24 protein-coding genes are annotated in these 25,134 nt (G+C 64.9%); 10 read left to right on the top strand and 14 right to left on the bottom strand.

The genetic code is table 11. From position 1 onward, the window contains the following. The 4 genes from ACFC25_RS20170 to tkt all read right to left on the bottom strand — a co-directional run. Positions 1 to 890: glucose-6-phosphate dehydrogenase (locus ACFC25_RS20170; RefSeq protein WP_376048452.1), on the bottom strand; the 890-nt coding region annotated here is incomplete at its 3' end. A gap of 15 nt (positions 891 to 905) precedes the next feature. Further along, positions 906 to 2,540, bottom strand: a complete 1,635-nt coding sequence (locus ACFC25_RS20165; RefSeq protein WP_376048449.1) for a glucose-6-phosphate isomerase — start codon at positions 2,538 to 2,540, stop codon at positions 906 to 908. A gap of 6 nt (positions 2,541 to 2,546) precedes the next feature. Then, positions 2,547 to 3,662 carry a transaldolase gene (gene tal / locus ACFC25_RS20160; protein WP_337351255.1) on the bottom strand — a complete coding sequence of 372 codons (1,116 nt, stop codon included), beginning with the start codon at positions 3,660 to 3,662 and terminating at the stop codon, positions 2,547 to 2,549. Between the two features lie 24 nt (positions 3,663 to 3,686). Continuing rightward, positions 3,687 to 5,813, bottom strand: coding sequence for a transketolase (tkt, locus tag ACFC25_RS20155; protein WP_376048446.1), 2,127 nt, complete (start codon positions 5,811 to 5,813; stop codon positions 3,687 to 3,689). A 512-nt stretch (positions 5,814 to 6,325) separates the two neighbouring features. On the opposite strand from tkt, the gene ACFC25_RS20150 reads away from it, so the two are divergent. After that, a complete protein-coding gene (locus ACFC25_RS20150) occupies positions 6,326 to 7,288 on the top strand; it encodes a heme o synthase (RefSeq protein WP_376048444.1) in 963 nt (320 codons plus the stop codon). A gap of 371 nt (positions 7,289 to 7,659) precedes the next feature. On the opposite strand, the gene ACFC25_RS20145 is transcribed toward ACFC25_RS20150, so the two are convergent. Genes ACFC25_RS20145 through ACFC25_RS20135 form a run of 3 tightly spaced genes read right to left on the bottom strand, consistent with a single transcriptional unit; the run spans position 7,660 to position 10,347 of the window. Continuing rightward, entirely contained in the window at positions 7,660 to 8,604 is a 945-nt protein-coding gene (locus ACFC25_RS20145) for a COX15/CtaA family protein (protein ID WP_337351253.1), read from the bottom strand. A 7-nt stretch (positions 8,605 to 8,611) separates the two neighbouring features. Beyond that, positions 8,612 to 9,382, bottom strand: a complete 771-nt coding sequence (locus ACFC25_RS20140; RefSeq protein WP_337348334.1) for an ABC transporter permease — start codon at positions 9,380 to 9,382, stop codon at positions 8,612 to 8,614. Then, the gene (locus ACFC25_RS20135; protein ID WP_376048442.1) at positions 9,379 to 10,347 is read right to left on the bottom strand and encodes an ABC transporter ATP-binding protein; all 969 of its coding nucleotides are present in this window, start codon (positions 10,345 to 10,347) and stop codon (positions 9,379 to 9,381) included. The genes ACFC25_RS20140 and ACFC25_RS20135 overlap by 4 nt, the downstream gene beginning before the upstream one ends. Before the next feature lie 114 nt (positions 10,348 to 10,461). Here ACFC25_RS20135 and ACFC25_RS20130 point away from each other — a divergent pair, with 114 nt between their 5' ends. From ACFC25_RS20130 to ACFC25_RS20105, 6 genes are all read left to right on the top strand, one after another. Further along, positions 10,462 to 11,295, top strand: a complete 834-nt coding sequence (locus ACFC25_RS20130; RefSeq protein ID WP_337348332.1) for a helix-turn-helix domain-containing protein — start codon at positions 10,462 to 10,464, stop codon at positions 11,293 to 11,295. Beyond that, the gene (sufB, locus tag ACFC25_RS20125) at positions 11,295 to 12,758 is read left to right on the top strand and encodes a Fe-S cluster assembly protein SufB (protein WP_337348331.1); all 1,464 of its coding nucleotides are present in this window, start codon (positions 11,295 to 11,297) and stop codon (positions 12,756 to 12,758) included. Before ACFC25_RS20130 ends, sufB begins: the two co-directional genes overlap by 1 nt. 2 nt (positions 12,759 to 12,760) lie before the next feature. Beyond that, the gene (gene sufD, locus ACFC25_RS20120) at positions 12,761 to 14,047 is read left to right on the top strand and encodes a Fe-S cluster assembly protein SufD (protein ID WP_376048438.1); all 1,287 of its coding nucleotides are present in this window, start codon (positions 12,761 to 12,763) and stop codon (positions 14,045 to 14,047) included. A 21-nt stretch (positions 14,048 to 14,068) separates the two neighbouring features. After that, positions 14,069 to 14,428: a non-heme iron oxygenase ferredoxin subunit gene (locus ACFC25_RS20115; protein ID WP_337348329.1), complete on the top strand. Its 360-nt coding sequence runs from the start codon at positions 14,069 to 14,071 to the stop codon at positions 14,426 to 14,428. Positions 14,429 to 14,543: 115 nt separating this feature from the next. Next, positions 14,544 to 15,335: a Fe-S cluster assembly ATPase SufC gene (sufC, locus tag ACFC25_RS20110; RefSeq protein ID WP_337348328.1), complete on the top strand. Its 792-nt coding sequence runs from the start codon at positions 14,544 to 14,546 to the stop codon at positions 15,333 to 15,335. Positions 15,336 to 15,347: 12 nt separating this feature from the next. Further along, complete coding sequence (locus tag ACFC25_RS20105) at positions 15,348 to 15,680, top strand: metal-sulfur cluster assembly factor (protein ID WP_337348327.1); 333 nt, start codon at positions 15,348 to 15,350, stop codon at positions 15,678 to 15,680. Between the two features lie 141 nt (positions 15,681 to 15,821). Here the strand turns inward: ACFC25_RS20105 and ACFC25_RS20100 are convergent, their stop codons facing one another. Further along, positions 15,822 to 16,700: a neutral zinc metallopeptidase gene (locus ACFC25_RS20100; protein WP_376048433.1), complete on the bottom strand. Its 879-nt coding sequence runs from the start codon at positions 16,698 to 16,700 to the stop codon at positions 15,822 to 15,824. A gap of 50 nt (positions 16,701 to 16,750) precedes the next feature. Between ACFC25_RS20100 and ACFC25_RS20095 the strand changes: the two genes are divergently transcribed. Then, complete coding sequence (locus tag ACFC25_RS20095) at positions 16,751 to 18,154, top strand: class I adenylate-forming enzyme family protein (RefSeq protein ID WP_376048430.1); 1,404 nt, start codon at positions 16,751 to 16,753, stop codon at positions 18,152 to 18,154. 20 nt (positions 18,155 to 18,174) lie between these two features. After that, the gene (locus ACFC25_RS20090; protein WP_376048428.1) at positions 18,175 to 19,359 is read left to right on the top strand and encodes a thiolase family protein; all 1,185 of its coding nucleotides are present in this window, start codon (positions 18,175 to 18,177) and stop codon (positions 19,357 to 19,359) included. Between the two features lie 26 nt (positions 19,360 to 19,385). Here the strand turns inward: ACFC25_RS20090 and ACFC25_RS20085 are convergent, their stop codons facing one another. From ACFC25_RS20085 to ACFC25_RS20075, 3 genes are read right to left on the bottom strand one after another with little or no spacing between them, the layout of a single operon-like run. Beyond that, on the bottom strand, positions 19,386 to 20,009 hold the full coding sequence (locus tag ACFC25_RS20085; RefSeq protein WP_376048426.1) for an energy-coupling factor transporter transmembrane component T family protein: 624 nt from the start codon (positions 20,007 to 20,009) through the stop codon (positions 19,386 to 19,388). Continuing rightward, on the bottom strand, positions 20,006 to 20,722 hold the full coding sequence (locus ACFC25_RS20080) for an energy-coupling factor ABC transporter ATP-binding protein (RefSeq protein WP_376048423.1): 717 nt from the start codon (positions 20,720 to 20,722) through the stop codon (positions 20,006 to 20,008). The genes ACFC25_RS20085 and ACFC25_RS20080 overlap by 4 nt, the downstream gene beginning before the upstream one ends. A 5-nt stretch (positions 20,723 to 20,727) precedes the next feature. Next, positions 20,728 to 21,357 carry a biotin transporter BioY gene (locus ACFC25_RS20075; RefSeq protein ID WP_376048420.1) on the bottom strand — a complete coding sequence of 210 codons (630 nt, stop codon included), beginning with the start codon at positions 21,355 to 21,357 and terminating at the stop codon, positions 20,728 to 20,730. Between the two features lie 309 nt (positions 21,358 to 21,666). Here ACFC25_RS20075 and ACFC25_RS20070 point away from each other — a divergent pair, with 309 nt between their 5' ends. Continuing rightward, positions 21,667 to 23,265, top strand: coding sequence for an ABC-F family ATP-binding cassette domain-containing protein (locus ACFC25_RS20070; RefSeq protein WP_337348320.1), 1,599 nt, complete (start codon positions 21,667 to 21,669; stop codon positions 23,263 to 23,265). A gap of 246 nt (positions 23,266 to 23,511) precedes the next feature. On the opposite strand, the gene ACFC25_RS20065 is transcribed toward ACFC25_RS20070, so the two are convergent. From ACFC25_RS20065 to ACFC25_RS20055, 3 genes are read right to left on the bottom strand one after another with little or no spacing between them, the layout of a single operon-like run. Then, the gene (locus ACFC25_RS20065; protein WP_376048417.1) at positions 23,512 to 24,405 is read right to left on the bottom strand and encodes an SURF1 family protein; all 894 of its coding nucleotides are present in this window, start codon (positions 24,403 to 24,405) and stop codon (positions 23,512 to 23,514) included. After that, positions 24,406 to 24,681, bottom strand: coding sequence for a hypothetical protein (locus ACFC25_RS20060; RefSeq protein WP_337348318.1), 276 nt, complete (start codon positions 24,679 to 24,681; stop codon positions 24,406 to 24,408). Next, positions 24,678 to 25,112 (bottom strand): DUF3099 domain-containing protein, encoded by a 435-nt coding sequence (locus tag ACFC25_RS20055; RefSeq protein WP_376048414.1) that lies wholly within the window; start codon positions 25,110 to 25,112, stop codon positions 24,678 to 24,680. Before ACFC25_RS20055 ends, ACFC25_RS20060 begins: the two co-directional genes overlap by 4 nt. Positions 25,113 to 25,134: the final 22 nt, after the last annotated feature.

Raw genomic sequence — 25,134 nt, 5'->3', positions numbered from 1 at the left:
AAATCATCGGCATTAAACGAAATGGGCTCCTCCATCGCCGTCAGCGCCAACAACTGCAACAGATGGTTCTGGATCACATCCCGCGCAGCACCCACACCGTCGTAATACCCCGCCCGGCCACCGGTGCCGATGTCCTCAGCCATCGTGATCTGGACATGGTCCACATAATTCGCGTTCCACAACGGCTCGAACAACTGGTTCGCGAAACGCAACGCCAGGATGTTCTGCACCGTCTCCTTCCCCAGATAATGATCAATCCGGAACACCGCATCCGGCGGGAACACCGACTCCACAATGTCATTCAACGCCCGCGCCGACTCCAGGTCATGCCCGAACGGCTTCTCGATCACCACCCGCCGCCACTTCTCCCCATCAGCCTGCGCCAGGCCATGCTTGGACAACTGACGGCAGACCTGCTCAAAGGCCTTCGGCGGGATCGAGAGGTAAAACGCATGATTACCCCGCGTCCCACGCTCCTCATCCAACAACGCAATCGTGTCACCCAGACGCTCAAACGCGTCATCATCATCAAACTCGCCCTGGACAAACCGGACACCCTCGGACAACTGGTTCCACACCGCCTCATCAAACGGCGTCCGCGCATAAGCCTGCACCGAGGACTTCACCTCAGCAGCGAACTCCCCATCACTCCACGCCCGCCGCCCAAAACCCACCAACGCGAAACTCGGCGGCAACAACCCCCGGTTCGCCAGGTCATACACAGCCGGCATCAGCTTCTTACGCGCAAGATCACCAGTCACCCCAAAAAGCACCAACGACGACGGACCAGCAATCCTATTCAAACGACGATCACGCGGATCCCGGAGCGGATTGCGCCCTGATTTTCCGGCACGCGACCCGGAGGTCCTGCCGTATTCAGTTTCTGGCATGGTTGCTTTTGTACCTTAGCTTTCGGTAACGGAGGCTGACCGGGCGGACAGCGCAGCGACGATGTCCTGCAGCTGCGCCACACCGGCAGCCCGATCAGTCAGGTGCAGGCGCAGCACAGGCCGTCCGTGCTCACCCAGGACCTGGGCATCGCCCGCGGCCTGCGCAGCAATCAGTTCCCCGAACGTGAAGGGACGATCCGGGATGGACAGGTCCTCTGTGGGAGCTGCGGTGACCTGGAGGAAGACCCCGATGGCGGGGCCGCCCTTGTGGAACTGGCCCGTGGAGTGCAGGAAGCGGGGACCCCAGCCAAAAGTCACCGGACGGCCGCTGGCTGCCGCGAGTTCGTCCCTGACGCCCTCGAGCTGCGCAAAGGCCAGCCGATCGAAGTAGGCCTGGACACTAAGGTAGCTGTCGGCCTCCAGGGTTCCCAGCAGCGCACGGACGGATTCTTCAGCGGTTGCCGCAGAGCCCAGCCAGTCTCCGCCGCGGACCTCGATGGCGCCGTCGACAAAAGCCGCAGGCGTGGGTTCGGGCTGGGCGTCCAGCAGACCCCGCGCGGCAACCTTGGCGGCTTCCACGTCGGGCTGGTCGAACGGGTTGATGCCCAGAAGGCGCCCCGCCACGGCAGTGGCGAACTCCCACACCATCATCTGGGTGGCCAGGCCACCTGCAATGGCCACTTCGTTTTCACCGAGCTCGACGTCGGCATCCGCGGCTACCAGCCGCACCACGAGGACGTCGGCCGCACCGGAGGTGACCTCCGGTGACGCGGGACCGGCGACTACGGGCAGGACGCCGGTGCCGAGCTTTCCGGTGGATTCCGCGATGAGCTGTTCGGCCCAGTCCGCAAAGCCCACAATCCCGGATCCGTCCTCTGCGATGACAATCTTGTTACGCAGCGGGCTGGTTCCGCCGAGGGCCGTCCCGAGCGCCAGGCCGATGTTCTCGGCGGCGTCGTCATTGAGGATCTCGGCGGCTTCCTCGGCCTCATCCAGGAAGGCCTGGATGTCAACGCCGGCCAGGCCGGACGGGACCAGGCCGAAGGCGGTGAGGGCCGAATAGCGGCCGCCCACGTTGGGGTCGGCGTTGAAAACAGCGCGGTAACCGGCCTCGCGGGACGCCTTATCCAGCGGGGAACCTGGATCGGTAACAATGATGACCCGGCTCTTCGCATCGAGTCCGGCCTCGGTGAAGGCGTGCTCGAAGATCCTGCGCTGGGAGTCGGTTTCCAGCGTGGAACCGGACTTGGACGAGACCACAATGGCGGTCTCGTCCAGCCGGTCCGCCAGGGCAACACGGACCTGGTCCGGGTCCGTGCTGTCCAGCACAGTCAGCTCGACGCCAGCGGTGCCCGCGATGACTTCCGGTGCGAGCGATGATCCGCCCATGCCGCAAAGCACGATCCGGGTCACGCCTTCTGCCTTCAGGGCGTCGCGGAGTTCCAAAATGTCCGCAACCAGCGGCTGGGAGACGGTGGCCGCCTCAACCCAGCCGAGGCGGACAGCCGACTCTGCTTCGGCGTCGGGACCCCACAGCGTGTGGTCCTTGGCGAAGATCCGGGTGGCAATACGGTCCTCGACGAGGGTCGGGAGGTGCTGCTCGAGTGCCTGTTGGGCGGCACCGGTGGCGTCGTAGCTGAGTGTGCTCATAGTGGGTTAGGAAGCCTTCCGTGCAGAGGCGAGGGCGCCCTCGACGTCGGCCAGCAGTTCCTTCCAGCTGGCCACGAACTTGTCAAGGCCTTCGGATTCGAGGATCGCGACGACGTCGTTGTAGGAGATGCCCAGGGCGTCCAGTGCGTCGAGCGTGGCATTGGCCTCGGCGTACGTCCCGGAAACGGTGTCGCCGGTGACGACGCCGTGGTCGAACGTGGCGTCGAGGGTCTTCTCCGGCATGGTGTTGACAACGCCGGGGGCAACGAGCTCGGTGACGTAGAGGGTGTCCGGGTACGCCGGGTCCTTGACGCCGGTGGAGGCCCACAGCGGGCGCTGGGGGAGGGCGCCGGCTTCGGCCAGCAGGGCCCAGCGCTCGGTGGCGAAGAGTTCTTCGTAGACCTGGTAGGCCAAGCGGGCGTTGGCGACGCCGGCCTTGCCCTTGAGTGCCTTGGCTTCGTCGGTGCCGATGGCGTCAAGGCGCTTGTCAATTTCGGAGTCCACGCGGGAAACGAAGAACGACGCGACCGAGTGGATCTTGGAGAGGTCGTGGCCGTTTTCCTTGGCCTGCTCCAGGCCGGACTGGAAGGCGTTGATGACGGCGCGGTAGCGCTCCAGCGAGAAGATCAGGGTCACGTTGACGCTGATACCTTCGGCGAGGGTGGCGGTGATGGCTTCCAGGCCCTCGAGCGTTGCCGGGATCTTGATGAGGACGTTGTCCTTGTTGACCTTCTTGTACAGGTGCTTCGCTTCGGCGATGGTGCCGGCGGTGTCCCAGGCAAGGCGAGGATCGACTTCGATGGACACGCGGCCGTCAACGCCCTTGGTAGCGGCGGCGACCGGAGCGAACAGGTCGCAGGCGTCGGCGACGTCGGTGGTGGTGATCTCGAAGATGGTGTCTTCGACGCTGGCGCCGGCAGCGGCCTGGGCCGCAATGGTGGCGTCGTAGTCCGTGCCGGCAGTGATCGCGGCGTGGAAGATCGACGGGTTGGTGGTGACACCAACAACGTTCTTCTCTTCGATGAGCTTGCGCAGTGTGCCGGTTTCGAGGCGGCTGCGGGAAAGGTCATCGAGCCAGATGGAGACTCCGGCGTCGGAGAGCTGCTGAGTGGGGGTAGTCATTTTTTGTATCTCCTGGATTAGGGTTCAGGCCTGCAGGCCAGCGAGGGAGTCCTTGGCGGCGGCGGCGACAGCCTCCGCAGTGATGCCGAACTCCTGGAAAAGGCGCTTGTAGTCAGCGGAAGCGCCGTAGTGCTCGAGGCTGATGGAGCGGCCGGCGTCGCCGACGAACTCCCTCCAGCCCAGGGCCAGACCGGCTTCGACGGATACCCGGGCCTTGACGGCGGCGGGGAGCACGGACTCGCGGTAGGCGGCGTCCTGCTTGTTGAACCACTCAACGCACGGCATGGAGACAACGCGGGCGGCGATACCTTCGGCCTGGAGCGCTTCGCGAGCCTGTACGGCCAGCTGGACCTCGGAGCCGGTGCCGATGAGGATGACGTCGGCAGGAACAGTGGCGCCGTCCTTGGATGCTTCGGCAAGGACGTACCCTCCCTTGGCGACGCCGGCTACGGAACCGAACGTGTCGCCGTCGGCTTCGCTTTCACCGCGGGCGTAGGTAGGGATGTTCTGGCGGGTCAACACGATGCCGGCCGGGTTTTCGTGGTTCTCCAGCATGGTCTTCCATGCCGCAGCGACCTCGTTGGCGTCACCGGGGCGGACAACGTCCAGGCCCACGATGGCGCGCAGGGAGGCCAGCTGTTCCACCGGCTGGTGGGTGGGGCCGTCTTCGCCCAGGCCGATGGAGTCGTGGGTCCATACGTACAGCGACGGGACACCCATGAGGGCGCCGAGCCGGATGGCGGGCCGCTGGTAGTCGGAGAAGATCAGGAACGTTCCGGAGAATGCGCGGGTGTTGCCGTGCAGGGCGATGCCGTTCACGATCGAGGCGGCGGCGTGCTCACGGATACCGAAGTGCAGCACACGGCCGTAGGGGTTGCCGGACCAGGCGTCGGTCTGCTTGGAGGCAGGCACGAACGACGGCGAACCTTCGATGGTGGTGTTGTTGGACTCGGCGAGGTCGGCGGAGCCGCCCCAGAGTTCCGGCAAGACCGGGCCCAGTGCGTTGAGCACCTTGCCGGACGCGGCGCGGGTGGAGACGTCCTTGCCGGCCGGGAAGACCGGAAGTGCGGCGTCCAGGCCCTCGGGCAGTTCGCGGGCTTCGATGCGCTGCAGCAGTTCGGCGTTCTCCGGGTTGGCTGCCTGCCAGGCGTTGAAGGACTCTTCCCATTCCTTGCGGGCAGCTGCACCGCGGTCAACCACGGAACGGGCGTGGGCCAGGACGTCCTGGTCGACATCGAAGGACTTGGCGGGGTCGAAGCCCAGTACTTCCTTCAGGGCCGCAACTTCCTCGGCGCCCAGTGCGGAGCCGTGGATCTTGCCGGTGTTCTGCTTCTTCGGTGCCGGGTACCCGATGATGGTGCGCAGCGAAATGATGGAGGGCTTGGAGGTTTCGGCCTTGGCGGCGAGCAGCGCAGAGTACAGCTCCTGCACGTCTTCGACGTACTCGCCGGTCTTGGTCCAGTCCACGCGCTGGGTGTGCCAGCCGTAGGCCTCGTAGCGCTTGAGGACGTCTTCGGTGAAGGAGATGTCGGTGTCGTCTTCGATGGAGATGTGGTTCTCATCGTAGACAACAACGAGGTTGCCGAGTTCCTGGTGGCCGGCCAGCGAGGAAGCCTCGGCCGTGACGCCTTCCTGGAGGTCGCCGTCGGACGCGATGACCCAGATGGTGTGGTCGAACGGGCTCTCGCCGGCGGGAGCATCGGCGTCGAACAGGCCGCGTTGGCGGCGCTGGGAGTAGGCGAAGCCTACGGAGGACGCCAGGCCCTGACCTAGCGGGCCGGTGGTGATTTCCACACCGGCGGTGTGCTTGTACTCGGGGTGGCCCGGCGTCAGGGAGCCCCAGGTGCGGAGGGCCTCAAGGTCCTTCAGCTCCAGGCCGTAGCCGGAGAGGAACAGCTGGATGTACAGCGTCAGGGACGTGTGGCCCGGGGACAGGATGAAACGGTCGCGGCCGATCCAGTCAGGGTTCCGGGGATCGTGGCGCATCAGCTTCTGGAAGAGAAGGTAGGCGGCAGGCGCCAGGCTCATGGCCGTGCCCGGGTGGCCGTTGCCAACCTTCTCCACGGCATCTGCGGCCAAAACGCGGACGGTGTCCACCGCGCGCTGGTCCAGGCTGGTCCAAGACAGTTCTTGCTCTTCAAAATGTGGCACGAAAACCGGGCCCCTCTCTAGTGCTGACGGCGGGCGGTACACGGGGTCCGTACGGAGGCACGCTGGGGTGCCCGCTTTGGTGTGTACCAGCCGTTCACCGTCGAAACGTTGATCTATCACTCAGCCACATGTCGGATCTGGGAATGCGGTTTCCACCGCTTCTTCTCTGCGTGCTGATCTGGTGACAGCTTAGCTCTATTCCATCCTTTGGGAGGCCCAAATCTCACGTTTTGGACGCAATTTCCCCTTATGTGAATCACCATTCCGTGAGGTTGAGTTAATCTGCTCGAATCGGCCTGCGAGCGATCATCAGGGCCTATTGACGGGGCTTCTGTTACAAATGCGCACGGTATGATATTTGGAGGCTGACGCCGGGTGGCCGTGCTCCTTAAGGGGTTCACGGCGGTCCAAAGGGTGTTGCCGGGACTTTCTTCTGATGACCATTGGCGGGCTGCCCGGATATCGGCCGCACCGACAGCTGCACCGCCAGACAGACTTGCCAAACAGAACGGGTGACCGCCACCGTGAGCACAACCGATACGCCGCTGAACGCTTCCCGCTCCCGAGGGGGAACCGGGCTGGCCCGCAAAGCCAAGGCGTATCTGGCGCTCACCAAGCCACGCGTCATCGAACTGCTGCTGGTCAGCACGCTGCCCACCATGATCTACGCCGAACGCGGCTTCCCCTCCATAGGCCTGATCCTGGCCACGCTCGTCGGCGGTGCATTCGCGGCCGGCAGCGCAGGGGCGTTCAACTGCTACATCGACCGCGACATCGATAAGCTGATGCACCGAACCGAAAACCGGCCGCTCGTCACGGGCGAGGTCACGCCCCGCGAGGCCCTCATTTTCTCGTGGCTCCTTGGGGCTGCCGCCATTGCGATCCTATGGTTCGGCGCCAACCCGCTGGCCGCCTGGCTTGGCCTGGGCGCCATCTTCTTCTACGTGGTCATCTACACCATCATCCTCAAGCGCCGCACGGCACAGAACATTGTGTGGGGCGGGGCCGCGGGCTGCTTCCCGGTACTGATCGCCTGGGCCGCTGTGACCAACTCCGTGGAGTGGCCGGCCGTCATCCTGTTCATGGTGATCTTCCTCTGGACGCCGCCGCACTACTGGCCGCTGTCCATGCGCTACGGCGAGGACTACCGCAACGCCAACGTCCCCATGCTTGGCGCCATCGCCGGCGCCAAGGTGGTTTCGGTCCAGGTGGTCCTCTACGCCTGGGCCATGGTTGTCTGCTCCCTGCTGATGGTTCCGGCCGGCGGCGCAGGCTGGGTCTACACAGCTACGGCGGTCCTTGCCGGTGCCTGGTTCCTGTACGAGTCACACTCCCTGTACAACCGGGCGCAGCGGGAGGACATCTCGGACAAGCGCGCCATGAAGGTCTTCCACGGTTCCATCAGCTACCTGACGCTGCTATTCATCGCCCTGGCGGTGGACCCGTTCGTCGGCCCGGCAGTGATGGCCGGCTGATTACCAGGACCCTCTCTCACTTCCTGCAGGAAATTCCAGCACCCTCTCTCACTGCCGGTGAGGGAGGGTTTTTGGTGTGGTTCAGGACGCGGGAGTGTTCCTATGTATCAGCCAAGCTGTTGTGGGTGCCCATACGGGAGGACCCAGAGGCCGGCGGGCGTCACGCAATGCACGCTTTTGAGGAGTGAACAACGGGGCGTCCCGGCATTGCGGGGGAGCGGCACCTATGGTGGGCCAAAAGACTGTCTGGCGTGACGCCGTCGTACGTTCAGCCAGGAAATCAGAGAGCGACCCGTAAACCGAAGGCGCCCCGGCTCGTAGGAACCAGGGCGCCTCATGGTTGGGAACGCGGGTTTAGCCGTGGTGCCCGACTACGTCACAGGGCTGGAACGGGCGATGTCGGCGGCGTTGGTTGCCGCACTCATCAGCAGTGCCGCCCCGAGCATGTGCGTCCCCACCAGCAGCGCCGGAATGCCGTTGTAGTACTGCGTAAAACCGATCACGGCCTGCAGCAGCGTCACCGCCAGGAGCAGGATCACCGATGTCCGGAAGGGACCGGGAATCCGGCGCATGAGGACCACGACGAGCGCGAAGAGCGTTCCGGCGGTGATTAGGTAGGCCGGAACCGCGTGGATGTGGGAGAACAGGTCCCAGTCGAGGCCGTTTCGCGGCGCGTCTGCATCACCCGCGTGGGGGCCGGCACCCGTGACCACTACTCCAAGCATCACGGCCATTGCAGAGAAAAGCGCGACGGCGGCGCTCACCGGGCGTAAGACGCCCGGCAATGCGGGCAGGGAGCGAGTGGCAAACCGGCCGGTCCGCCCGTAAGCCCGGTTGACGAGCAGTGTGGCAATTACCACCAGCGCCATGGACACAAGGAAGTGCAGTCCCACCACCCAGGGGTTGAGGTTGGTCAGCACGGTAATGCCGCCGATCACAGCCTGCGCTGGAATGCTGGCCAGCAGGCCCAGCGCCAGCAGGAAGAGGTCGCGGCGTTCCTTGCGCAGGTTCCACAAGTACACCAGCATCAGGACTGCGACGGCGGCGAGGGCGAAAGTCAGCAGCCTGTTGCCGAATTCGATGAACCCGTGGATTCCCATTTCCGGTGTGTTGACCAGGGAGGTGTCTGTACAGCGCGGCCAGGTGGGGCAACCGAGCCCCGACGCCGTCAGCCGAACGGCGCCGCCTGTGACAACCAGGGCCGTCTGTCCGATCAGGGACGCCACTGCCAGGCGCCGGACCCGGGCATCAACGGTACGGGGCAGCCGGGACGCCAGGCGTCCGGCGAACTGCGGGAGGCGTGAAGCCGTGCTCACGGATATCTCAATTCCACTTGAACCAACGGATGGCTGCTGCTCCGGCAAGAACTGTCCAGACCAACAGGATAAGGGCGGCACCGCCATCTACAGTGCCGAGCAGGAAGGCCTCGCGCAAGGCCTCCCCAAGTGCGCCCGAAGGCAGATAGTGAACTATCCCCTGCGCGGGGGCGGGCAGCCGTTCCGCAGGAATGACGATGCCTCCCAACGCGCCGAGCAGGATCCACAGCAGGTTGGTGATCGCCAGAGTGGCCTCCGGCCGAACGGTACCCGCCACCAGGAGGCCAAGGGCGGTAAAAGCCGCGGCGCCCAGGACCAGCAGCGCAAGGCCGGGCAGCCAGCCTGCTGCCGGCGGGCTCCAGCCAAGGGGAAGTGCCACGGCCGTGATCACGGCAATCTGGAGGGCAAGTACAGCCAGCACGGCCAGTACCTTGCCGGCAATAAGTCCGGTGCGGCCCAACGGGGTGGTGGAGAGGAAGCGCAGCACGCCGTACCGGCGGTCAAAGCCGGTGGCGATGCCTTGTCCGGTGAAGGCCGTAGACATGGCGCACAGCGCCAGGATTCCGGGGACTGCAACGTTGACGCGGCTCCCGCCGAGTCCGTCCAAGAGGGGAGTCACCGTCAGGCCCACCAAGGCGAGCAGGGGCAGGACGACGGCCAGGATCAGTTGCTCGCCGTTCCGGAGCATGGCCAGCGATTCATACTTGCCCTGCAACAGGATGCGCCGAAGCAGCGGCGCAGGTGCCTGGGCCGGGGGAGCCATGGAAGGAACTGTCATCGGATGTCCTTTCCCGAGATGTCCAGGAAGACGTCTTCGAGGCTGCGTGCTTCGAGGCTGAGTGAGCCGGGCATAACGCCGTGGGCTGCCCACCATGAGGCAAGCGACGCAAGGTCTTCGGGTGTGAGTGGTCCGGTGGCGACATAGCTGCCGGCACGGGTCTCGCTGACGGCAATGGCCGCCGGGAGCACGCCGGCGAGGTCCAATCCCGCAGGAGCCTCAAAGAAAAGTGTCCGGATGTGCTCGGCGCCCGCCTCCACGACGGGGTCCCGCTGGAGGAGTTGCGCCACGGTCCCTTCGGCAACGTTCCGGCCGGCGTCGATGATATAGACGTAGTCGGCCAGCCGCTGCGCGTCATCCATGAGGTGCGTGGTGAGGATGATGCCCATCCCGGCGTCCCGCAGCTCGGCAATGAGTTCAAAGACCAACTGCCGTGACTGTGGATCCAGGCCTGCGCTGGGCTCATCTAGGAAGAGGACCTCAGGGTTGCCGATCAGCGCCGCGGCCAGGGCCAGCCTCTGCTTTTGTCCCCCGGAGAGCCGGCGGACCGATGCCCTGCTGAACGTGTCGATGCCCAGCCGCTCTACCAGATCGTCCACCGGGCGGGGCTGGGCATACATGCCGGCGATGTGCCGCAGCAGCGGGATGGGACGGGCCGACGGCGGGAGGCCGCCGTCCTGGAGCATCACACCTACGCGGGCGCGAAGGTTTGCGCCTGCCTGGGCAGGATCGTGGCCCAGCAGGGAGATCGTTCCGCCACTGCGCACCTGTAAGCCCTGGGCACATTCAATGGTGGTGGTTTTACCGGCGCCGTTGGCACCGAGGAGGGCCGTGACCTCCCCCCGTTCGGCGACAAGGGAGACGCCGCTCACCACCCGGAGCATCTTCCCGTCCAGGGTGGCCAGCGGACCAACATCCTTAATTAACCCGCTGATGGACAGAACCGGGGATTTGGGGGAACGCACCCCAGCATTCTACGGGATGTAGTACTCGTTGCGACGATCCCGGCAGCAGCGCAGGCCAGCCTCACCTTACTGGAACGGGGGAGTAAATTACGACATGATTGTGTTGTGTATTCCATGACCAGTGCTACTGCTGTGCCTTTTGGCGGGCATCGGGCGCCAAGTGCCCCCGCTGACCGCGGCCACGTCGCTGCCTTGCCGGTGGCGGACGCAGACGAGCGCACCCGCGACCGCGTCCTCAGCGCAGTCCTGGAACACGGCCCCGTCAGTGCAGCGGAACTTGGCGACCTCCTCGGCTTCACCCCGGCAGCCGTCCGCCGCCACCTGGACCATCTGTCCCGCAGCGGCGTCATTGAAGTCAAGCGCGTCGCGAAGGCGGGCTCCGGCGCCGGGCGCCCTGCGCGGCGCTATGTCCTGAGTTCCCAGGGGCAGTCATCGCTGGGCAACGACTACCTTGACATCGCCACGCTGGCGCTCAAGCAGCTCCAGGCGATGGCGGGTGAAGAAGCCGTCCGCCAATTCGCCGTCGAACGCTTTGCCGAAATGGAGCGTCGTTACACACCGGAGATCGAGCAGGCCGGACCGGACATCACTGCGCGGGCCCGGGTACTGGCCGAGGCGCTCAGCCGGGACGGCTTCGTAGCCTCCGCCGCCTCGATCGAGGCCAAAGCCCCGCTGCCGGCTGCCTTGTCCAGCGTCCAATTGTGCCAGGGCCATTGCCCGATCCAGCAACTCGCCGCTCAATTTCCGGTCTTCTGCGACGTGGAAACCGAAGTGTTCTCCCGGCTGGTAGGCGTTGACGTCCGCCGGCTCTCGACACTCGCGCGCGGCGGACATGTCTGCACTACCCACATACCCACAGGCCGGCTGGCTGCCGGGGGACCCAGTGTCCCGCAAACAGCCCCCGCCAGCCTGGATGAAGTAACCAACCATCAGCAAGAAAGGCCGTGATGACGGACCAACTATCAGAGAAAGCGGTAGCCGAAGACACTGTGATCTCGGAGATTCTGGAAAAGAATCCCGAGCTCCACGGCATCGGCACGTACGAGTACGGCTGGTCCGACAAGAACGATGTCGGCGCCAACGCCCGCCGCGGTATCAACGACGAAGTAGTCCGTGATATTTCGGACAAAAAGAGTGAACCGCAGTGGATGCTGGACCTTCGCCTCAAGGGGCTGAAGTACTTCGACCGCAAGCCCATGCCCACCTGGGGTGCAGACCTCTCCGGCATCGACTTCGACAACATCAAGTACTTCGTCCGCTCCACTGAGAAGCAGGCCGCCACGTGGGAAGACCTGCCCGAGGATATCCGGAACACGTACGAGAAGCTGGGCATCCCGGAAGCTGAGCGCAGCCGCCTCGTCTCGGGTGTCGCCGCACAGTATGAGTCCGAGGTGGTGTACCACCAGATCCGCGAGGACCTCGAAGCCCAGGGCGTCATCTTCCTGGACACCGATACCGCCCTGCGCGAGCACCCGGAGATCTTCCAGGAGTACTTCGGCACCGTCATTCCCGTGGGCGACAACAAGTTCGCCTCACTGAACACTGCCGTCTGGTCCGGCGGATCCTTCGTATACGTCCCCAAGGGCGTCCACGTAGACATCCCCCTGCAGGCATACTTCCGCATCAACACTGAAAACATGGGCCAGTTCGAGCGGACCCTGATCATCGCCGACGAGGACTCCTACGTCCACTACATCGAAGGCTGCACCGCACCGATTTACACCTCGGACTCGCTGCACTCCGCCGTGGTGGAGATCATTGTCAAGAAGGGCGCCCGCGTCCGCTACACCACTATCCAGAACTGGTCCACCAACGTGTACAACCTGGTGACCAAGCGTGCCATCTGCGAAGAAGGCGCCACGATGGAATGGGTTGACGGCAACATCGGCTCCAAGGTGACCATGAAGTACCCGGCCGTCTACCTGGTGGGCGAGCACGCCAAGGGCGAAACCCTGTCCATCGCCTTCGCCGGCGCCGGCCAGCACCAGGACACCGGATCGAAGATGGTGCACATCGCGCCGAATACCAAGAGCTCCATCATTTCCAAATCCGTGGCCCGCGGCGGCGGACGTGCTGCCTACCGTGGCCTGGTCCAGGTCCGCGAAGGCGCCAAGCACTCGGCCAACACCGTTCGCTGCGACGCGTTGCTGGTGGACACCATCAGCCGGTCGGATACTTACCCGTACATCGACATCCGCGAGGATGACGTGGTGATGGGCCATGAAGCAACTGTTTCCCGGGTCAGCGAAGAGCAGCTCTTTTACCTGATGTCCCGCGGCATGCGCGAAGACGAGGCCATGGCGATGATCGTCCGTGGCTTCATCGAGCCCATCGCCCGCGAACTCCCGATGGAGTACGCACTTGAGCTGAACCGCCTGATTGAACTGCAGATGGAAGGGTCCGTCGGATAACGATGACTGAAATCACTACTGAAAAGGCCCGCATCGGCGCGCCCTCATCCCAGCCGTTTATCGACGGTTTCACGGAAGAGGGCGAAAGCCTGTCTCCGATCAACGCGGCCGGCTCCAAGGCCCCGCTGGCCGGCGAAGCGGTCAAGAGCCACTCCCACGGCGGCGGAGTAGGCATCCCGGACAGCTCACGCGCCGGACGCCTGACTTCCTACAAGCTGGCGGACTTCAAGCCGCTCACCGGCCTGGAGGAAGACTGGCGGTTCACCCCGCTCAAGCGCCTGCGCGGCCTGCACAACGAGATCCTGTCAGGTGCAGCCCCCACCGTCACTGTCACCGGTCCGGACCGGGTGACGGTGGAAACCGTGGCCCGCGACGACAAGCGCATCGGCTCCGCCGGCATTCCGGAAGACCGGGTGTCCGCCAACGCCTGGGAGAACTTCAGCGAAGCCACGGTTGTCACCATCCCGTCTGAATTTGAGGCGGACGCTGACATCAACGTCCTCATCACGGGCCAAGACACAGCAGCTGCTGCCCAGCACATCGTGATTGTGGCCGAGAAGTTCTCCAAGTCCTTGGTCATCCTGGATCACCAGGGCTCCGCCGTGGTGTCCGAGAACGTCGAAATTGTTGTCGAAGACGGCGCAAGCCTGACGGTCGTTACGCTCCAGGAATGGAACGACGACGCCGTGCACGCCTCCTCCCAGCAGGCGAAAATCGGCCGTGACGCCAAGTTCAAGCACGTGATGGTCAGCTTCGGCGGGGACCTGGTGCGCGTCACGCCGTCGGCCCGTTTCACCGCCCCGGGCGGGGAAGCCGAAATGTTCGGCCTTTACTTCGCCGACGCCGGCCAGCACCTTGAGCAGCGCCTCTTCGTTGACCACGCCGTGGCAAACTGCAAGTCCAACGTGCTGTACAAGGGCGCGCTGCAGGGCCGGAATGCCCACGCTGTCTGGGTGGGTGACGTCCTGATCCGCAAGGAAGCAGAAGGCACCGACACTTACGAGGCAAACCGCAACCTGCTCCTGACCGAGGGCGCACGGGCCGACTCGGTGCCGAACCTGGAAATCGAAACCGGACTGATCGAGGGCGCAGGCCACGCCAGCGCCACCGGCCGCCTGGACGACGAGCACCTGTTCTACCTGATGGCCCGCGGCATCCCCGAGGATGTTGCCCGCCGCCTGGTGGTCCGCGGCTTCCTGCACGAAATCATCCAGCAGATCAAGGTGCCGGCTCTCGAAGAGCGCCTCACCGACGCTGTTGAGCGCGAACTCGCGCTGACGGACAACTAAAGACGGCGCGGTACTACACAGATGACTGACCAGCCAAAGGGCGAGCTCGTCTGCAAGGTGGATGAAATCCAGCTCAAGCAGGCGCTGCGGATCCTGATCGACGACTACCCCGTAGCCATCGTCAAGGACTCCATGGGCGAAATCCACGCCATCGGGGACACCTGCTCGCACGCGGACATCTCACTGTCGGAGGGCGAAGTGGAAGGGTGCATGATCGAGTGCTGGGGCCACGGCTCCCAGTTCGACCTACGCAGCGGCGAACCTCTGCAGCTGCCTGCCTACGATCCCGTCCCGGTGTTCGCCGTCGAGGTCCTTGGCGATGAGGTCTACGTGGACTTCACCAACGTCCTCAACGGAGCGGAAGCCCCGAACTTCAGCTAGCAGCATCAGCCGGACAAGATCCGCCGCCGGCAGCAATACGAAGCAACAGAACAAAAACTTCCAGACAAAGACCGCACCGCCGCCGGAGGGCACGGTGCAAAGGAGAACAAGACCTATGTCTACTCTTGAGATCAAGGACCTGCACGTCAGCATTGACACGGAGCAGGGCACCAAGGAGATCCTGAAGGGCGTCAGCCTGACCATCAAGACCGGCCAGACCCACGCCATCATGGGCCCCAACGGTTCCGGCAAATCCACCCTGGCATCCACCATCGCCGGGCACCCGCGCTACAACGTCACCAGTGGCTCGATCACCCTCGACGGCGAAGATGTCCTCGCTATGAGCGTCGACGAGCGCGCCCGTGCCGGTGTCTTCCTGGCCATGCAGTACCCCGTCGAGGTCCCGGGCGTCTCCATGACCAACTTCCTGCGGACCGCCAAGACCGCCATTGACGGCGAAGCGCCCAAGCTGCGCACCTGGACCAAGGAAGTCAAGGACGCCATGGAGAAGCTGCGCATCGACGCTGACTTCGCCCAGCGCAACGTCAACGAAGGCTTCTCCGGCGGCGAGAAGAAGCGCGTGGAGATCCTCCAGCTCGAACTCTTCAAGCCGAAGTTCGCCATCCTGGACGAAACCGACTCCGGGCTGGACGTCGACGCCCTGAAGGTTGTCTCCGAGGGCGTCAACCGCGCCCACGCCGAAGGCAACATGGGCACGCTGCTCATCACGCACTACACGCGCATCCTGCGCTACATCAAGCCTGACTTCGTCCACGTGTTCGTTGACGGCCAGGTTGTCGAAGAGGGCGGCCCGGAACTGGCCGACCGCCTCGAAGAAGAAGGCTACGACCGCTACGCCAAGGGCGCCGGCGCAGCCACCATCGCCGCCGCAGCCGCACAGGCCTAGTAAGGACCAGCCATGACCGAAACCAATACGGCCCGTACGGGTCTTGAGGATGTCGAAGAGGCACTCAAGGACGTCATCGACCCCGAGCTCGGCGTGAACATCGTTGACCTTGGGCTGCTGTACGGCCTGAAGTACTCCGATGACGACGGCGCACTGCTGATCGACATGACGCTCACCACGGCCGCCTGCCCGCTCACCGATGTCATCGAGGAGCAGGTTGGCAAGGCACTGGACGGCATTGTTGATGACTGGCGCCTGAACTGGGTCTGGATGCCGCCATGGGGTCCGGAACGGATCACTGACGACGGCAAGGACCAGATGCGGGCCCTCGGCTTCAACATCTAGATCCCCACCGCCATAGAGTACGACGACGGCCGGTTACCTCCATCCGAAGGTGACCGGCCGTCGTCGTTAGTTCATCGAGTGCTCCGTCAGCGCCCTTTTGAGCACCCAAAACGGCGGTTACGGAGCAGTCGATGGATAGGGTCAGAGGCTGGGCGCCGAGAACGTGTCGCACTGGTTGATGTCGCCGGTCTGGTAGCCCTGGTAGAACCACCTTTGCCGCTGTTCGCTGGAACCGTGCGTCCACGCTTCCGGGGATACTTGGCCAGTGGCAGCCTCCTGGATCCGGTCATCGCCCACGGCCGAAGCCGCTGACAGGGCGTCATTCAGGTCCTGCTGGGTGATCGGTTCAAGGAAAGGCTGGCCGTCGGGGCCGGGTTGGGTTGAGGCGTGCTTGACCCAGAGGCCGGCATAGCAGTCCGCTTGGAGCTCCACGCGGACGGCCCCCGATTCAGGGCCCTGAGGATCCTGCTGCGCGCGTTCAAGGTATCCCAGGACATTCTGGATGTGGTGTCCGAATTCGTGTGCCACCACATACTCCTGGGCCAGTGGTCCACCCGAGGAGCCGAAGCGGTCCACGAGGTCCTGGAAGAAGCCAGGATCGAAGTAGGCGGTGGTGTCCGTGGGGCAGTAGAAGGGTCCCACCGCGCTGGAGGCCGTACCGCAGCCGGTGCTGACGGCGTCGTCGAAGATAACGGTCTCAGGCTGGGGATACTGCACACTGTATTCCTGGAGGTACGCCGGCCAGAACGCATTAAGGCTGTTGACAGTGCCCGTGATACGGCAGTCGAGGCGGGCATCGGCGTCGGCGCCCGTCTCGCAGGCGGGCGCTGTGCCCTGGCTTTGAGGCTCCTGCGCCCCGCCTGTCAGTCCTTCGAGCAGTTGGGGGTTAACGCCCAGGAGAGCGGCAATAAGCAGGATCAACCCACCCCCGATTCCACCGCCAATGAGGCCGCCGCGGCCTCTGCCACGGCGGTCCTGCACCTGGGAAGGATCCAGCTGGACGTTGTCATTGAAGCTCATAGAGTCACAATAGACCCAGCAGGCAGTGGCCGGCCGGTAAAGTTGGGCTGATGCCTTTTCTTGATCGAATCCAGCGTTGGGCCACGGACCGCCCCCTCGACACCGCCGTCGTAGTGGATGGCCGGCGCCTGACGTGGGCTGCGCTCCGCGACGCCGCGGCCGCTGAAGTGTCCGGCTCCAAAGGGGTCACTGTCCTGGCGGAGGCAAACTCCGTAGACTTCGCTGTCCGGTTCGCCGCGGCCGTGGCCGGGGAACGGCAGTGCGCCGTCCTGGACCCGGCGTGGCCGGAACAGTTGCAGCGCGAAATCCGTGGCCGGCTGGACGGCTCAGCCCGGCCCGGGAGCGTGGCCCCGGACGACGCCTTGGCCGACGGGCCACCCGAAACCACGTTCCTGATTGGACTGACTTCCGGCACCACCTCAGTGCCCAAGGCCTTCACCCGGTCCAGGCAGTCCTGGCGGAAATCCTTCGACGCGTCCATTGAGTTCTTCGGCCTCAGGCAGGACGACGTCACCCTTGCCCCCGGCCCCCTCGCGGCAAGCCTGAACCTCTATGCCCTGGCGGAGTGCCTTTATGCGGGCTCAGAATTCCAAACGCTGGAGAACTTCGATGTCGGTGACGTCCACGCGGCCATCACGCACGACGGCGTGACGCGCCTGGTCCTGGTGCCCACCATGCTGCGGCTGCTCAGTGAGCGCGGCCTCACCGGCTGCGTGGACGCGGCAGGAGTGCGGACCATCATCTGCGCCGGCTCAAAACTCGATGCGCGCACCCTTGAAGCGGCACGCCGGTGGGCGCCCAACGCCACGATCTTCGAGTACTACGGGGCCTCCGAACTGAGTTTCGTCTCGGGTGCCGGCCTGCCCGCCGGAGAACTCGACGCCGGCGGCACCGGAATCGGGCACGCGTTTCCAGGGGTGGAGGTCCGGATCCTGGACGACGACGGATCCCCGCTGCCCGATGGTGAAGCCGGTAACATCTGCGTCCGCAGCGGGCTGGTGAGCAACGGCTACTTGTGGGGCGATGACGGCCAGGCCCTCCGGTCCTTCGGCGACTGGTTCACCGTGGGGGACCAGGGCTACCTGGCCGGCGAGGAGCTCCACATCCTGGGCCGTCGCGCTGACATGATCCTCACGTCCGGGAAGAACGTCTATCCGCATGAGGTTGAATTGGCATTGGCGTCCGTTCCCGGTGTCGCGGCGGCCATGGCGGCTGGAATGCCCGATGACCTCCGCGGCCAGCGCGTCGTGGCGGGCGTGGTCCCGGCCCACGGCGGAATCACCGCCACCCAGCTCAAAGCCGGCCTGGAGAATGTCCTGGCGCGCGACAAACGGCCCCTGCAGTACTTCGCCCTGTCCGAACTGCCCACCACCGACCGCGGCAAGGTGAGCCGGAACATGCTCCTTGAGTGGATCACGTCCCATGACCAAAGGGTCCGCCACCTTGGGCAGTGAGACTCGTGAACACTGACACCATGCCTCCTGAACTGCTGCCTCCCGACCGGCAGCCCGTGATCATCGCCGCCCGGCGGACTCCGGTGTGCCGGGCGAACGGGGCGGTGAAGGACCTCCGGGCGCACCAGTTGCTGGCCCCCGTCCTGGCGCAGCTCCTTGCTGAATGCGGGGTGTCTCCGGAAGACGTGGCAGATGTGGTGGTTGGCAACGCCGTGGGCGGAGGCGGCAACGTGGCCCGCCTGGCCCTGCTCGAGGCCGGGCTACCGGTCACTGTGCCGGGCATGACCGTGGACCGGCAGTGCGGATCCGGCCTGGACGCCATTGTGCTGGCCGCCAGGCTGGTGGCTTCCGGGGGAAACCCTGTGTATCTCGCCGGGGGAGTGGAGAGCATCAGCACCGCGCCGCTGCGCGCATACCGGAATGACGACGGCGAACCGGACTTTTTCTCCCGGGCCCAGTTTGTGCCGCTGAGCTTCGGCGACCCGGACATGGGAGTGGCGGCCGAAAACGTTGCCGCGCGCTTCGCCGTCGGCCGGGACCGGCAGGACGCCTTTGCGTTGGCCAGCCACGAGCGCGCCGTCTCAGCGGCCCGGGCCGGGCGCTTCGACAGCGAGATCACGCCGCTGGAAACAGCGGGCGGAACCGTCGACAGGGACGACGGGCCACGTCCCGGACTCAATGCGGCTGTCCTGAAGCGATTCCCGGCGGCTTTTGTTGACGGAGGAACAGTCACCGCAGGAAACTCATGCTTTGACGCCGACGCCGCCTCCGCCGTCGTCATCACTTCCCTGCAACGCGCCCGTGGACTGGGCGTGACGGATGGACTCCTGGTGCTGGCCACGGACACTGCCGGGGTGGACCCCGAACTGCTGGGGATCGGCGCGGCGGTGGCTGGCGAAAGGCTCCTGGCCACCCACTGCCTTACAGCCGCCAGTGTGGGGCTCGTGGAATTCAACGAGGCGTTCGCCGCCCAGGCTCTCGCCTGCCTGGATCATCTGGGCATTGAGGCGAACCGGGCAAATGCCGACGGCGGCGCCCTGGCTTTGGGCCACGCTTACGGTGCTTCCGGAGCTGTCCTGGTCACACGCCTGCTGGCACAGGCCCGTTCCACCGGCGAGCCCGGCCTGCTGGCGCTGGCGCTCATCAGTATCGCCGGCGGGATGGGGACAGCCGCGCTGCTGCGGTACGAGAAAATCACTGCCTGAAGCAGCTGAACCGGCCCGGCGGGCTGTCAGTCGTCAGCCTCGCCGAGGCCCCGGGCGGCCAGCGCCTCACCAGTCTGCCGTGCAAAGGCCACGGTGGTAATAAAAACGGGCAGCACCAGCGCCCTCGGGTTCCGCTCCAGGCCCCGTGCCCGGGCTGAATCCCGGACGTCCGCAAACGCGCCAGCAATGTACGGGATACTCCGCAACATCACTGCGATGGTCAGCGCGAAGCGTTCCGGGTCGGCGCCGAAACGCCGAAACGGCGTGGCCAATGACACCACGCCGTCCAGCAGACGCTGCATGGGCGTGGTCGCCGTCAGCAGCGATGCCGCCACTACGCACACCATGATGTTCAGGACGATCCGGGCGGCTGTGGGCCCGCCGAGCTGCCACCACTGAAACAGCCCGATCACGGGCAGGACAAGCAGCAACGGTCGGATGGCACCGAGCAGCCTGCGCGCACCGGCCCCGGTGAGCAAGTACAGCATGCTCATCACGGCAAGGACCGCAGCGGACACGAGCCAGTCAATAATCAGGAAGGACGCCAGGCCGCAGCCGAACACCAGCAGGAACTTCAGGACCAGCGGGCAGCGGTGGATGACCGAATCTCCCGGGACGTAATTCGCCAGCAGGAACCCGTGTCCTCTCACGGCGCGGCCAGGCCTTCGGCGCAGAGGGCGCGGTACCTGTCCACAGCTTGGGCGGGCGCACCGTCGAACACCACGTGTCCGGCCTCAATCACCACCACGCGGTCCATGTCCAGGGCCAGCTCAAGATCGTGCGTGGACATCAGGATCTGCTGATCCAAGCCGTTCAGCGTCCGGCGCAGGAGTTCGCGGTTCCGCAGGTCCAGCAGGGTGGAGGGCTCATCGAGCACCAGCACCGAGGGGTTCACGGCCAGGACAGCGGCCAGCGCCATCAACTGGCGCTCCCCGCCCGAGAGTTCATAAATGCTCTGGTCAGCCAGTCCCAGCAGCCCGAACCGCTCCAGCGCTGCCTCCGCGAGGCGCCGCCGCTCCGCTCCATTCCGGACCGAACGGCGGAGCGACAGTTCCACATCTTCGCGTCCCGTGGGCATCACCAACTGGGACAGGGGATCTGTGAAGACGAACCCGACATTCCGACGGACTGCCCGTACGGCGCGGACAGTATCGTCGCCATCCACCGCCACCGTGCCGGAGCTGGGCTGGACCAGGCCGTTGACCAGGCGCAGCAGGGTCGATTTACCGGACCCGTTGGCTCCGATCACGCCGATTCGCCGTTCTGCCAGCTCCAGGGTGACACCGTGGAGCAGGGTCTTGGGCTCCGGATGACTGTCGACTGCTACGGCCACGCACGCCTGCCGGAAGGAAATAGTGGACATGGGATTTAGCGGTTGGTCAGCTTCACGCGGCGGACCAGCACGTCAGGGAACGCACGGTGGAGGGCGACTGCAATCACGGCGGCGAGGATGTTCTTGATGATGTCTCCGGGGTAGAAGATCAGGTCCGCCATAAACGCCTGTCCCAAGCCGGTCTTGGTGTTGATCACGATGCCGGCGATCCCCAGGGAATGCACCACCAGGATGCTGGTCACCGTGGCCGCCAGGAAGAACCACAGTGCCCGGGCGCGGGTGGTACGCCGGATGACCACAGTGGCCAGCCAACCGACCAGTGCCGCGGCAATGGGGAAGGCGATAATGTAGCCGGCTGACGGTCCGGCCAGGATGCCCAGGCCGCTGCGTCCTTGGCTGAAGATCGGCAGCCCGGCCAGCCCCAGGAGCGTGTAAAGGCCGACGGCAGCGAAGCCACGTGCTGGGCCCAGCATCAGGCCGGTGAGCATCACCGCGAGGGTCTGGAAAGTGATGGGGATGCCGAAGACGTTCGCCGCGATGCCGGGAACCAACGCGGAACCCGCTACCAGTGCGGCGAAGACGGCGATCAGGCCAAGGTCGGTGGCGTTCCAGCGGCGTCGGACGGGAGAAGAGGTGCCTTCGACGGCGGTGTCAGTCTGGCTCATGGGAATCCTGTCGGGGTTGTACAAGCAAAGCAGGGGATGTTCCTGACGTTACCGTCCGCCGTCGGACTCTATTTTGTAGGGGATCCACTAAACAAGATGCCCTGATGTGATGGCAGAGCACAAAGGCCCATGTGGCGCCGCACCAGGGCTGCCGCGTACGGCCAGACTTTAGGGCCAATCGCCGCGGTTATGGTGTGAAGCTGGGGCCGGTAGACTTGTATAGGCTGTTCTCCGGCCTCTCTGCCCGGTTCCTTCCAGACTTCATTCGTTGGGCTGCGGCGTTCCCTGTTGTGAAAGGCCTTACCTGCTGTGATTACTGTCCAGGATCTTGAACTGCGCGCCGGCGCCCGGCTCCTTATGGACCAGGTGAGCTTCCGCATCGACAAGGGAGACAAAATCGGCCTCGTGGGCCGGAACGGTGCAGGCAAGACCACCCTCACACGTGTCCTTGCCGGCGAAGGGCTTCCCGCGGCGGGCAAGGTGACCCGCACCGGCGAAATAGGCTACCTGCCCCAGGACCCGCGCACGCCGGACATGGAGCAGCTCGCCCGCGACCGGATCCTGTCCGTCCGTGGCCTGGACATCGCCGTAGGCAAGCTCCGCGTCGCCCACGAAGAGATGGCCAGCGAGGACGCCACCATCCAGCGCAAGGCAATGAACCGCTATGACCGGCTCGAATCCGAGTTCCTGGCCGCCGGCGGCTACGCTGCCGAAGCCGAGGCCGCTGCGATCTGCTCCAACCTGGCCCTTCCGGACCGCCTCCTCAACCAGCCGCTTAAGACACTCTCCGGTGGCCAGCGCCGCCGTGTGGAGCTTGCCCGCATCCTCTACTCGGATGCCGAGACCATGCTCCTCGATGAGCCCACAAACCACCTCGACGCCGATTCCATCGCCTGGCTGCGTGACTTCCTCAAGAACCACCAGGGCGGCCTGATCGTGATCAGCCACGACACGGAACTGCTTGAAGCCACCGTCAACAAGGTGTTCCTGCTTGACGCCAACCGCGCCCAGATCGACTTCTACAACATGGACTGGAAGCGCTACCTCACCCAGCGCGAAACAGACGAACGCGCCCGCAAGCGCGAACGCGCCAACGCCGAAAAGAAGGCCCAGGTCCTTTTCGACCAGGCCAACAAGATGAGGGCCAAGGCCACCAAGGCTGTTGCCGCGCAGAACATGGCCAAGCGTGCCGAACGCCTTCTCAGCGGACTGGAGGCCGTGCGCGAAAACGACCGCGTGGCAGCCCTCCGCTTCCCCGACCCTTCGCCCTGCGGCAGGACCCCGCTGACCGCCGAGGGCCTCAGCAAGTCCTACGGTTCGCTGGAAATCTTCACGGACGTCGACCTCGCCATCGACCGCGGCTCCAAGGTGGTCATCCTTGGCCTCAACGGCGCCGGCAAGACCACCCTCCTGCGGATGCTCGCCGGCGTGGACAAGCCTGATACCGGCGACGTCATTGCCGGGCACGGCCTGAAGGTGGGCTATTACGCACAGGAACACGAAACGCTGGACGTCGACCGCACCGTCCTCGAGAACATGCGCTCCTCTGCTCCGGACATGAAGGACGCCGAGGTCCGCGGCATCCTCGGCTCATTCCTGTTCTCGGGCGACGACGTCGACAAGCCCGCCGGTGTACTCTCCGGCGGTGAGAAGACCCGGCTGGCCCTGGCCACCATCGTGGCCTCCAGCGCCAACGTGCTCCTCCTGGACGAGCCCACCAACAACCTGGACCCCGCCAGCCGCGCCGAAATCCTCGGCGCCCTGCGGAACTACTCCGGCGCCGTCGTCCTGGTGAGCCACGACGAAGGCGCAGTCGAGGCACTGAATCCCGAGCGGGTTGTGCTGTTGCCTGATGGTATTGAGGATCACTGGAACGAAGACTATCTGGACCTGATTACGCTGGCTTAATCCGGTTCCCGCCGACCACTGGTTGCGTTCGCGCCCCCAACCGCGTAATTTGCCGCTTGCTGGCTCGTTCCTCGCCCTTGACGCAAGCTACACAAATCACCCGGCCGCAGGCGCTGGCGCTCAGGTCACCTTTAGCGAACTATCGGACGGTCAGTTCCGGAGCCTTCGTGATCCGTTGCAGGTCGTTGTAGGTGATGCTGAACATACGGGGGCTACTCCGCCGACTTCCTGGCGTGTGTGCATCGGTCAGTAGCCTTGGGCGTCGAGGAGGGCGTCTTCCTCTTCCTCTGCGGTTGGGCGCTTCCGTTTGCGTGGGACGGGCGGACGACGGCGGGCTGCCGCGGCGGCCGAGTGCACCGGGCTTCCGGAGTCGCGCGCTACGTCCTCACGTTCAGCTTCGTCCTCGGCGTCGATCGCGGCGTTCCGCGCCTGTTGCCGGGCAGCGTAGCCGAAGCCCACAAACATCAACACCCCGAAGGCAAACCACTGCAGGGAGTAGGACAAGTGCGTGCCTTCCTCCGTGGAGGGCATAGGGAACGGGAAAGGCATCTCTGCCGGCGCCGGAGTCTCAGACGCGAGCTGGCCGTAGGCTCCCGTGAGCACGGGGTAACCGAGTTCCTCGGCATAGGCGGGAAGGTCAATGGACGCCAGCTGGCCATCCGGGGCGCTGCGCTGGAGCGTCGGCTCGCCAGCCTTGAGGCGGACGACGGCGGTCACCTCACCTGTGGGTGGGGCCGGGATGTAGTCAGGACGGCCAGGGTTGTTGTTTCCGATCGGCAGCCAGCCGCGGTCAATCACCACGGTTTCACCGGACTCCAGCTTGAAAGGCACCACCACTTCGTAGCCGGGCTGACCGTTCAAGGGCCTGTTGCGGACAATCCGCTGGCCTGCGGCGTCGTATTGGCCCTTCAGCTCAACCTGGGTCCATTCCTTCTCAGGCTCCAGCCGGTTGAACTCATCCCTGACCGCGGTGAAGGGGACCGGCGTGGCCGAGTAATTGGAAACCACCCGGTTAATTTCAGCGAGCGTTTCAGCCCGCCGGTCCATCTGCCAGCGGCCCAGGAAAACACAGGCCGTGGCGAAGATTGCGGCAAGCAGGAGGTAGCCCAGCCACTTACTGGAAAAGAGGAAGCGGTACATTCAGCCTTCCTGCCCCCGCGGCGCGGAGCCCGTCCCGGCGTCACTTCCCAGCGGCACGGTTTCCTTCCACAGTCCGCGGGTCTGGAGGTAGTCCTCCAGCCAGTCGCGGTGTTCGCCGCAGGCGAGCCAGATCTTCCGGCGCTCTGGGGTGTGGATTTTCGGGTTGTTCCAGAGAAGCTGCCATGACGCCTCGGAGCGGCAGGCTTTCCGGGAGCACATGGCAACTGCGGCCGGAGGGGGACCGGGAGTCCCCGCAGCCAAGTCAAAAATGTTCATGAAGCGCGCCGTTCCTCGCCGTGGTTTGGTTCGTCGTCATCATCAATGAGTTCGCCTTGCAGGATATCGCTGTCCGGTTCGGCTTTAGCCGCTGGCCAGCTGGGCCCTTCCAGTTCGGCAAGCGGCGCGGAGTCGAGCAACGAATCGCTGTGGATCTCCGCTTTGTCGCTTCCGTTGGCGATGACAACCGCGATCCAGGGCAGGAAAACGGCGCCCGCCACCATCAGGAGCTTGAACCAGCCGTCCACCACAAAAATGAGGATGAGGCAGACCATGCGGATTCCCATGGCAAGCGCGTACTTGATCATCCGCTGGCGCATGTCCTCGGAGTGGGCTGCCGCAGCGTCCGTGATGCTGTGGACTCCGGAATCGCCGGAGAACCGCTCAGGGTCTCCGGGCACGGGCTGTCCAGCATGGTTTTCAAGGGTCACGGTTGATTAATCACGCTCCAAA

The organism is Pseudarthrobacter sp. NPDC055928 (assembly GCF_042270935.1).
Classification (GTDB): Bacteria; Actinomycetota; Actinomycetes; order Actinomycetales; family Micrococcaceae; genus Arthrobacter.
This window is presented reverse-complemented; position numbering and strand designations above follow the sequence as displayed.

Coding starts and splice junctions, on each gene's coding strand:
- ACFC25_RS20165 (WP_376048449.1), bottom strand. CDS start 2,540: ATGAGCACACTCAGCTACGACGCCACCGGTGCCGCCCAACAGGCACTC.
- tal (WP_337351255.1), bottom strand. CDS start 3,662: ATGACTACCCCCACTCAGCAGCTCTCCGACGCCGGAGTCTCCATCTGG.
- ACFC25_RS20140 (WP_337348334.1), bottom strand. CDS start 9,382: ATGACAGTTCCTTCCATGGCTCCCCCGGCCCAGGCACCTGCGCCGCTG.
- ACFC25_RS20130 (WP_337348332.1), top strand. CDS start 10,462: ATGACCAGTGCTACTGCTGTGCCTTTTGGCGGGCATCGGGCGCCAAGT.
- sufB (WP_337348331.1), top strand. CDS start 11,295: ATGACGGACCAACTATCAGAGAAAGCGGTAGCCGAAGACACTGTGATC.
- sufD (WP_376048438.1), top strand. CDS start 12,761: ATGACTGAAATCACTACTGAAAAGGCCCGCATCGGCGCGCCCTCATCC.
- ACFC25_RS20115 (WP_337348329.1), top strand. CDS start 14,069: ATGACTGACCAGCCAAAGGGCGAGCTCGTCTGCAAGGTGGATGAAATC.
- sufC (WP_337348328.1), top strand. CDS start 14,544: ATGTCTACTCTTGAGATCAAGGACCTGCACGTCAGCATTGACACGGAG.
- ACFC25_RS20105 (WP_337348327.1), top strand. CDS start 15,348: ATGACCGAAACCAATACGGCCCGTACGGGTCTTGAGGATGTCGAAGAG.
- ACFC25_RS20100 (WP_376048433.1), bottom strand. CDS start 16,700: ATGAGCTTCAATGACAACGTCCAGCTGGATCCTTCCCAGGTGCAGGAC.
- ACFC25_RS20095 (WP_376048430.1), top strand. CDS start 16,751: ATGCCTTTTCTTGATCGAATCCAGCGTTGGGCCACGGACCGCCCCCTC.
- ACFC25_RS20090 (WP_376048428.1), top strand. CDS start 18,175: ATGCCTCCTGAACTGCTGCCTCCCGACCGGCAGCCCGTGATCATCGCC.
- ACFC25_RS20080 (WP_376048423.1), bottom strand. CDS start 20,722: ATGTCCACTATTTCCTTCCGGCAGGCGTGCGTGGCCGTAGCAGTCGAC.
- ACFC25_RS20075 (WP_376048420.1), bottom strand. CDS start 21,357: ATGAGCCAGACTGACACCGCCGTCGAAGGCACCTCTTCTCCCGTCCGA.
- ACFC25_RS20065 (WP_376048417.1), bottom strand. CDS start 24,405: ATGTACCGCTTCCTCTTTTCCAGTAAGTGGCTGGGCTACCTCCTGCTT.
- ACFC25_RS20060 (WP_337348318.1), bottom strand. CDS start 24,681: ATGAACATTTTTGACTTGGCTGCGGGGACTCCCGGTCCCCCTCCGGCC.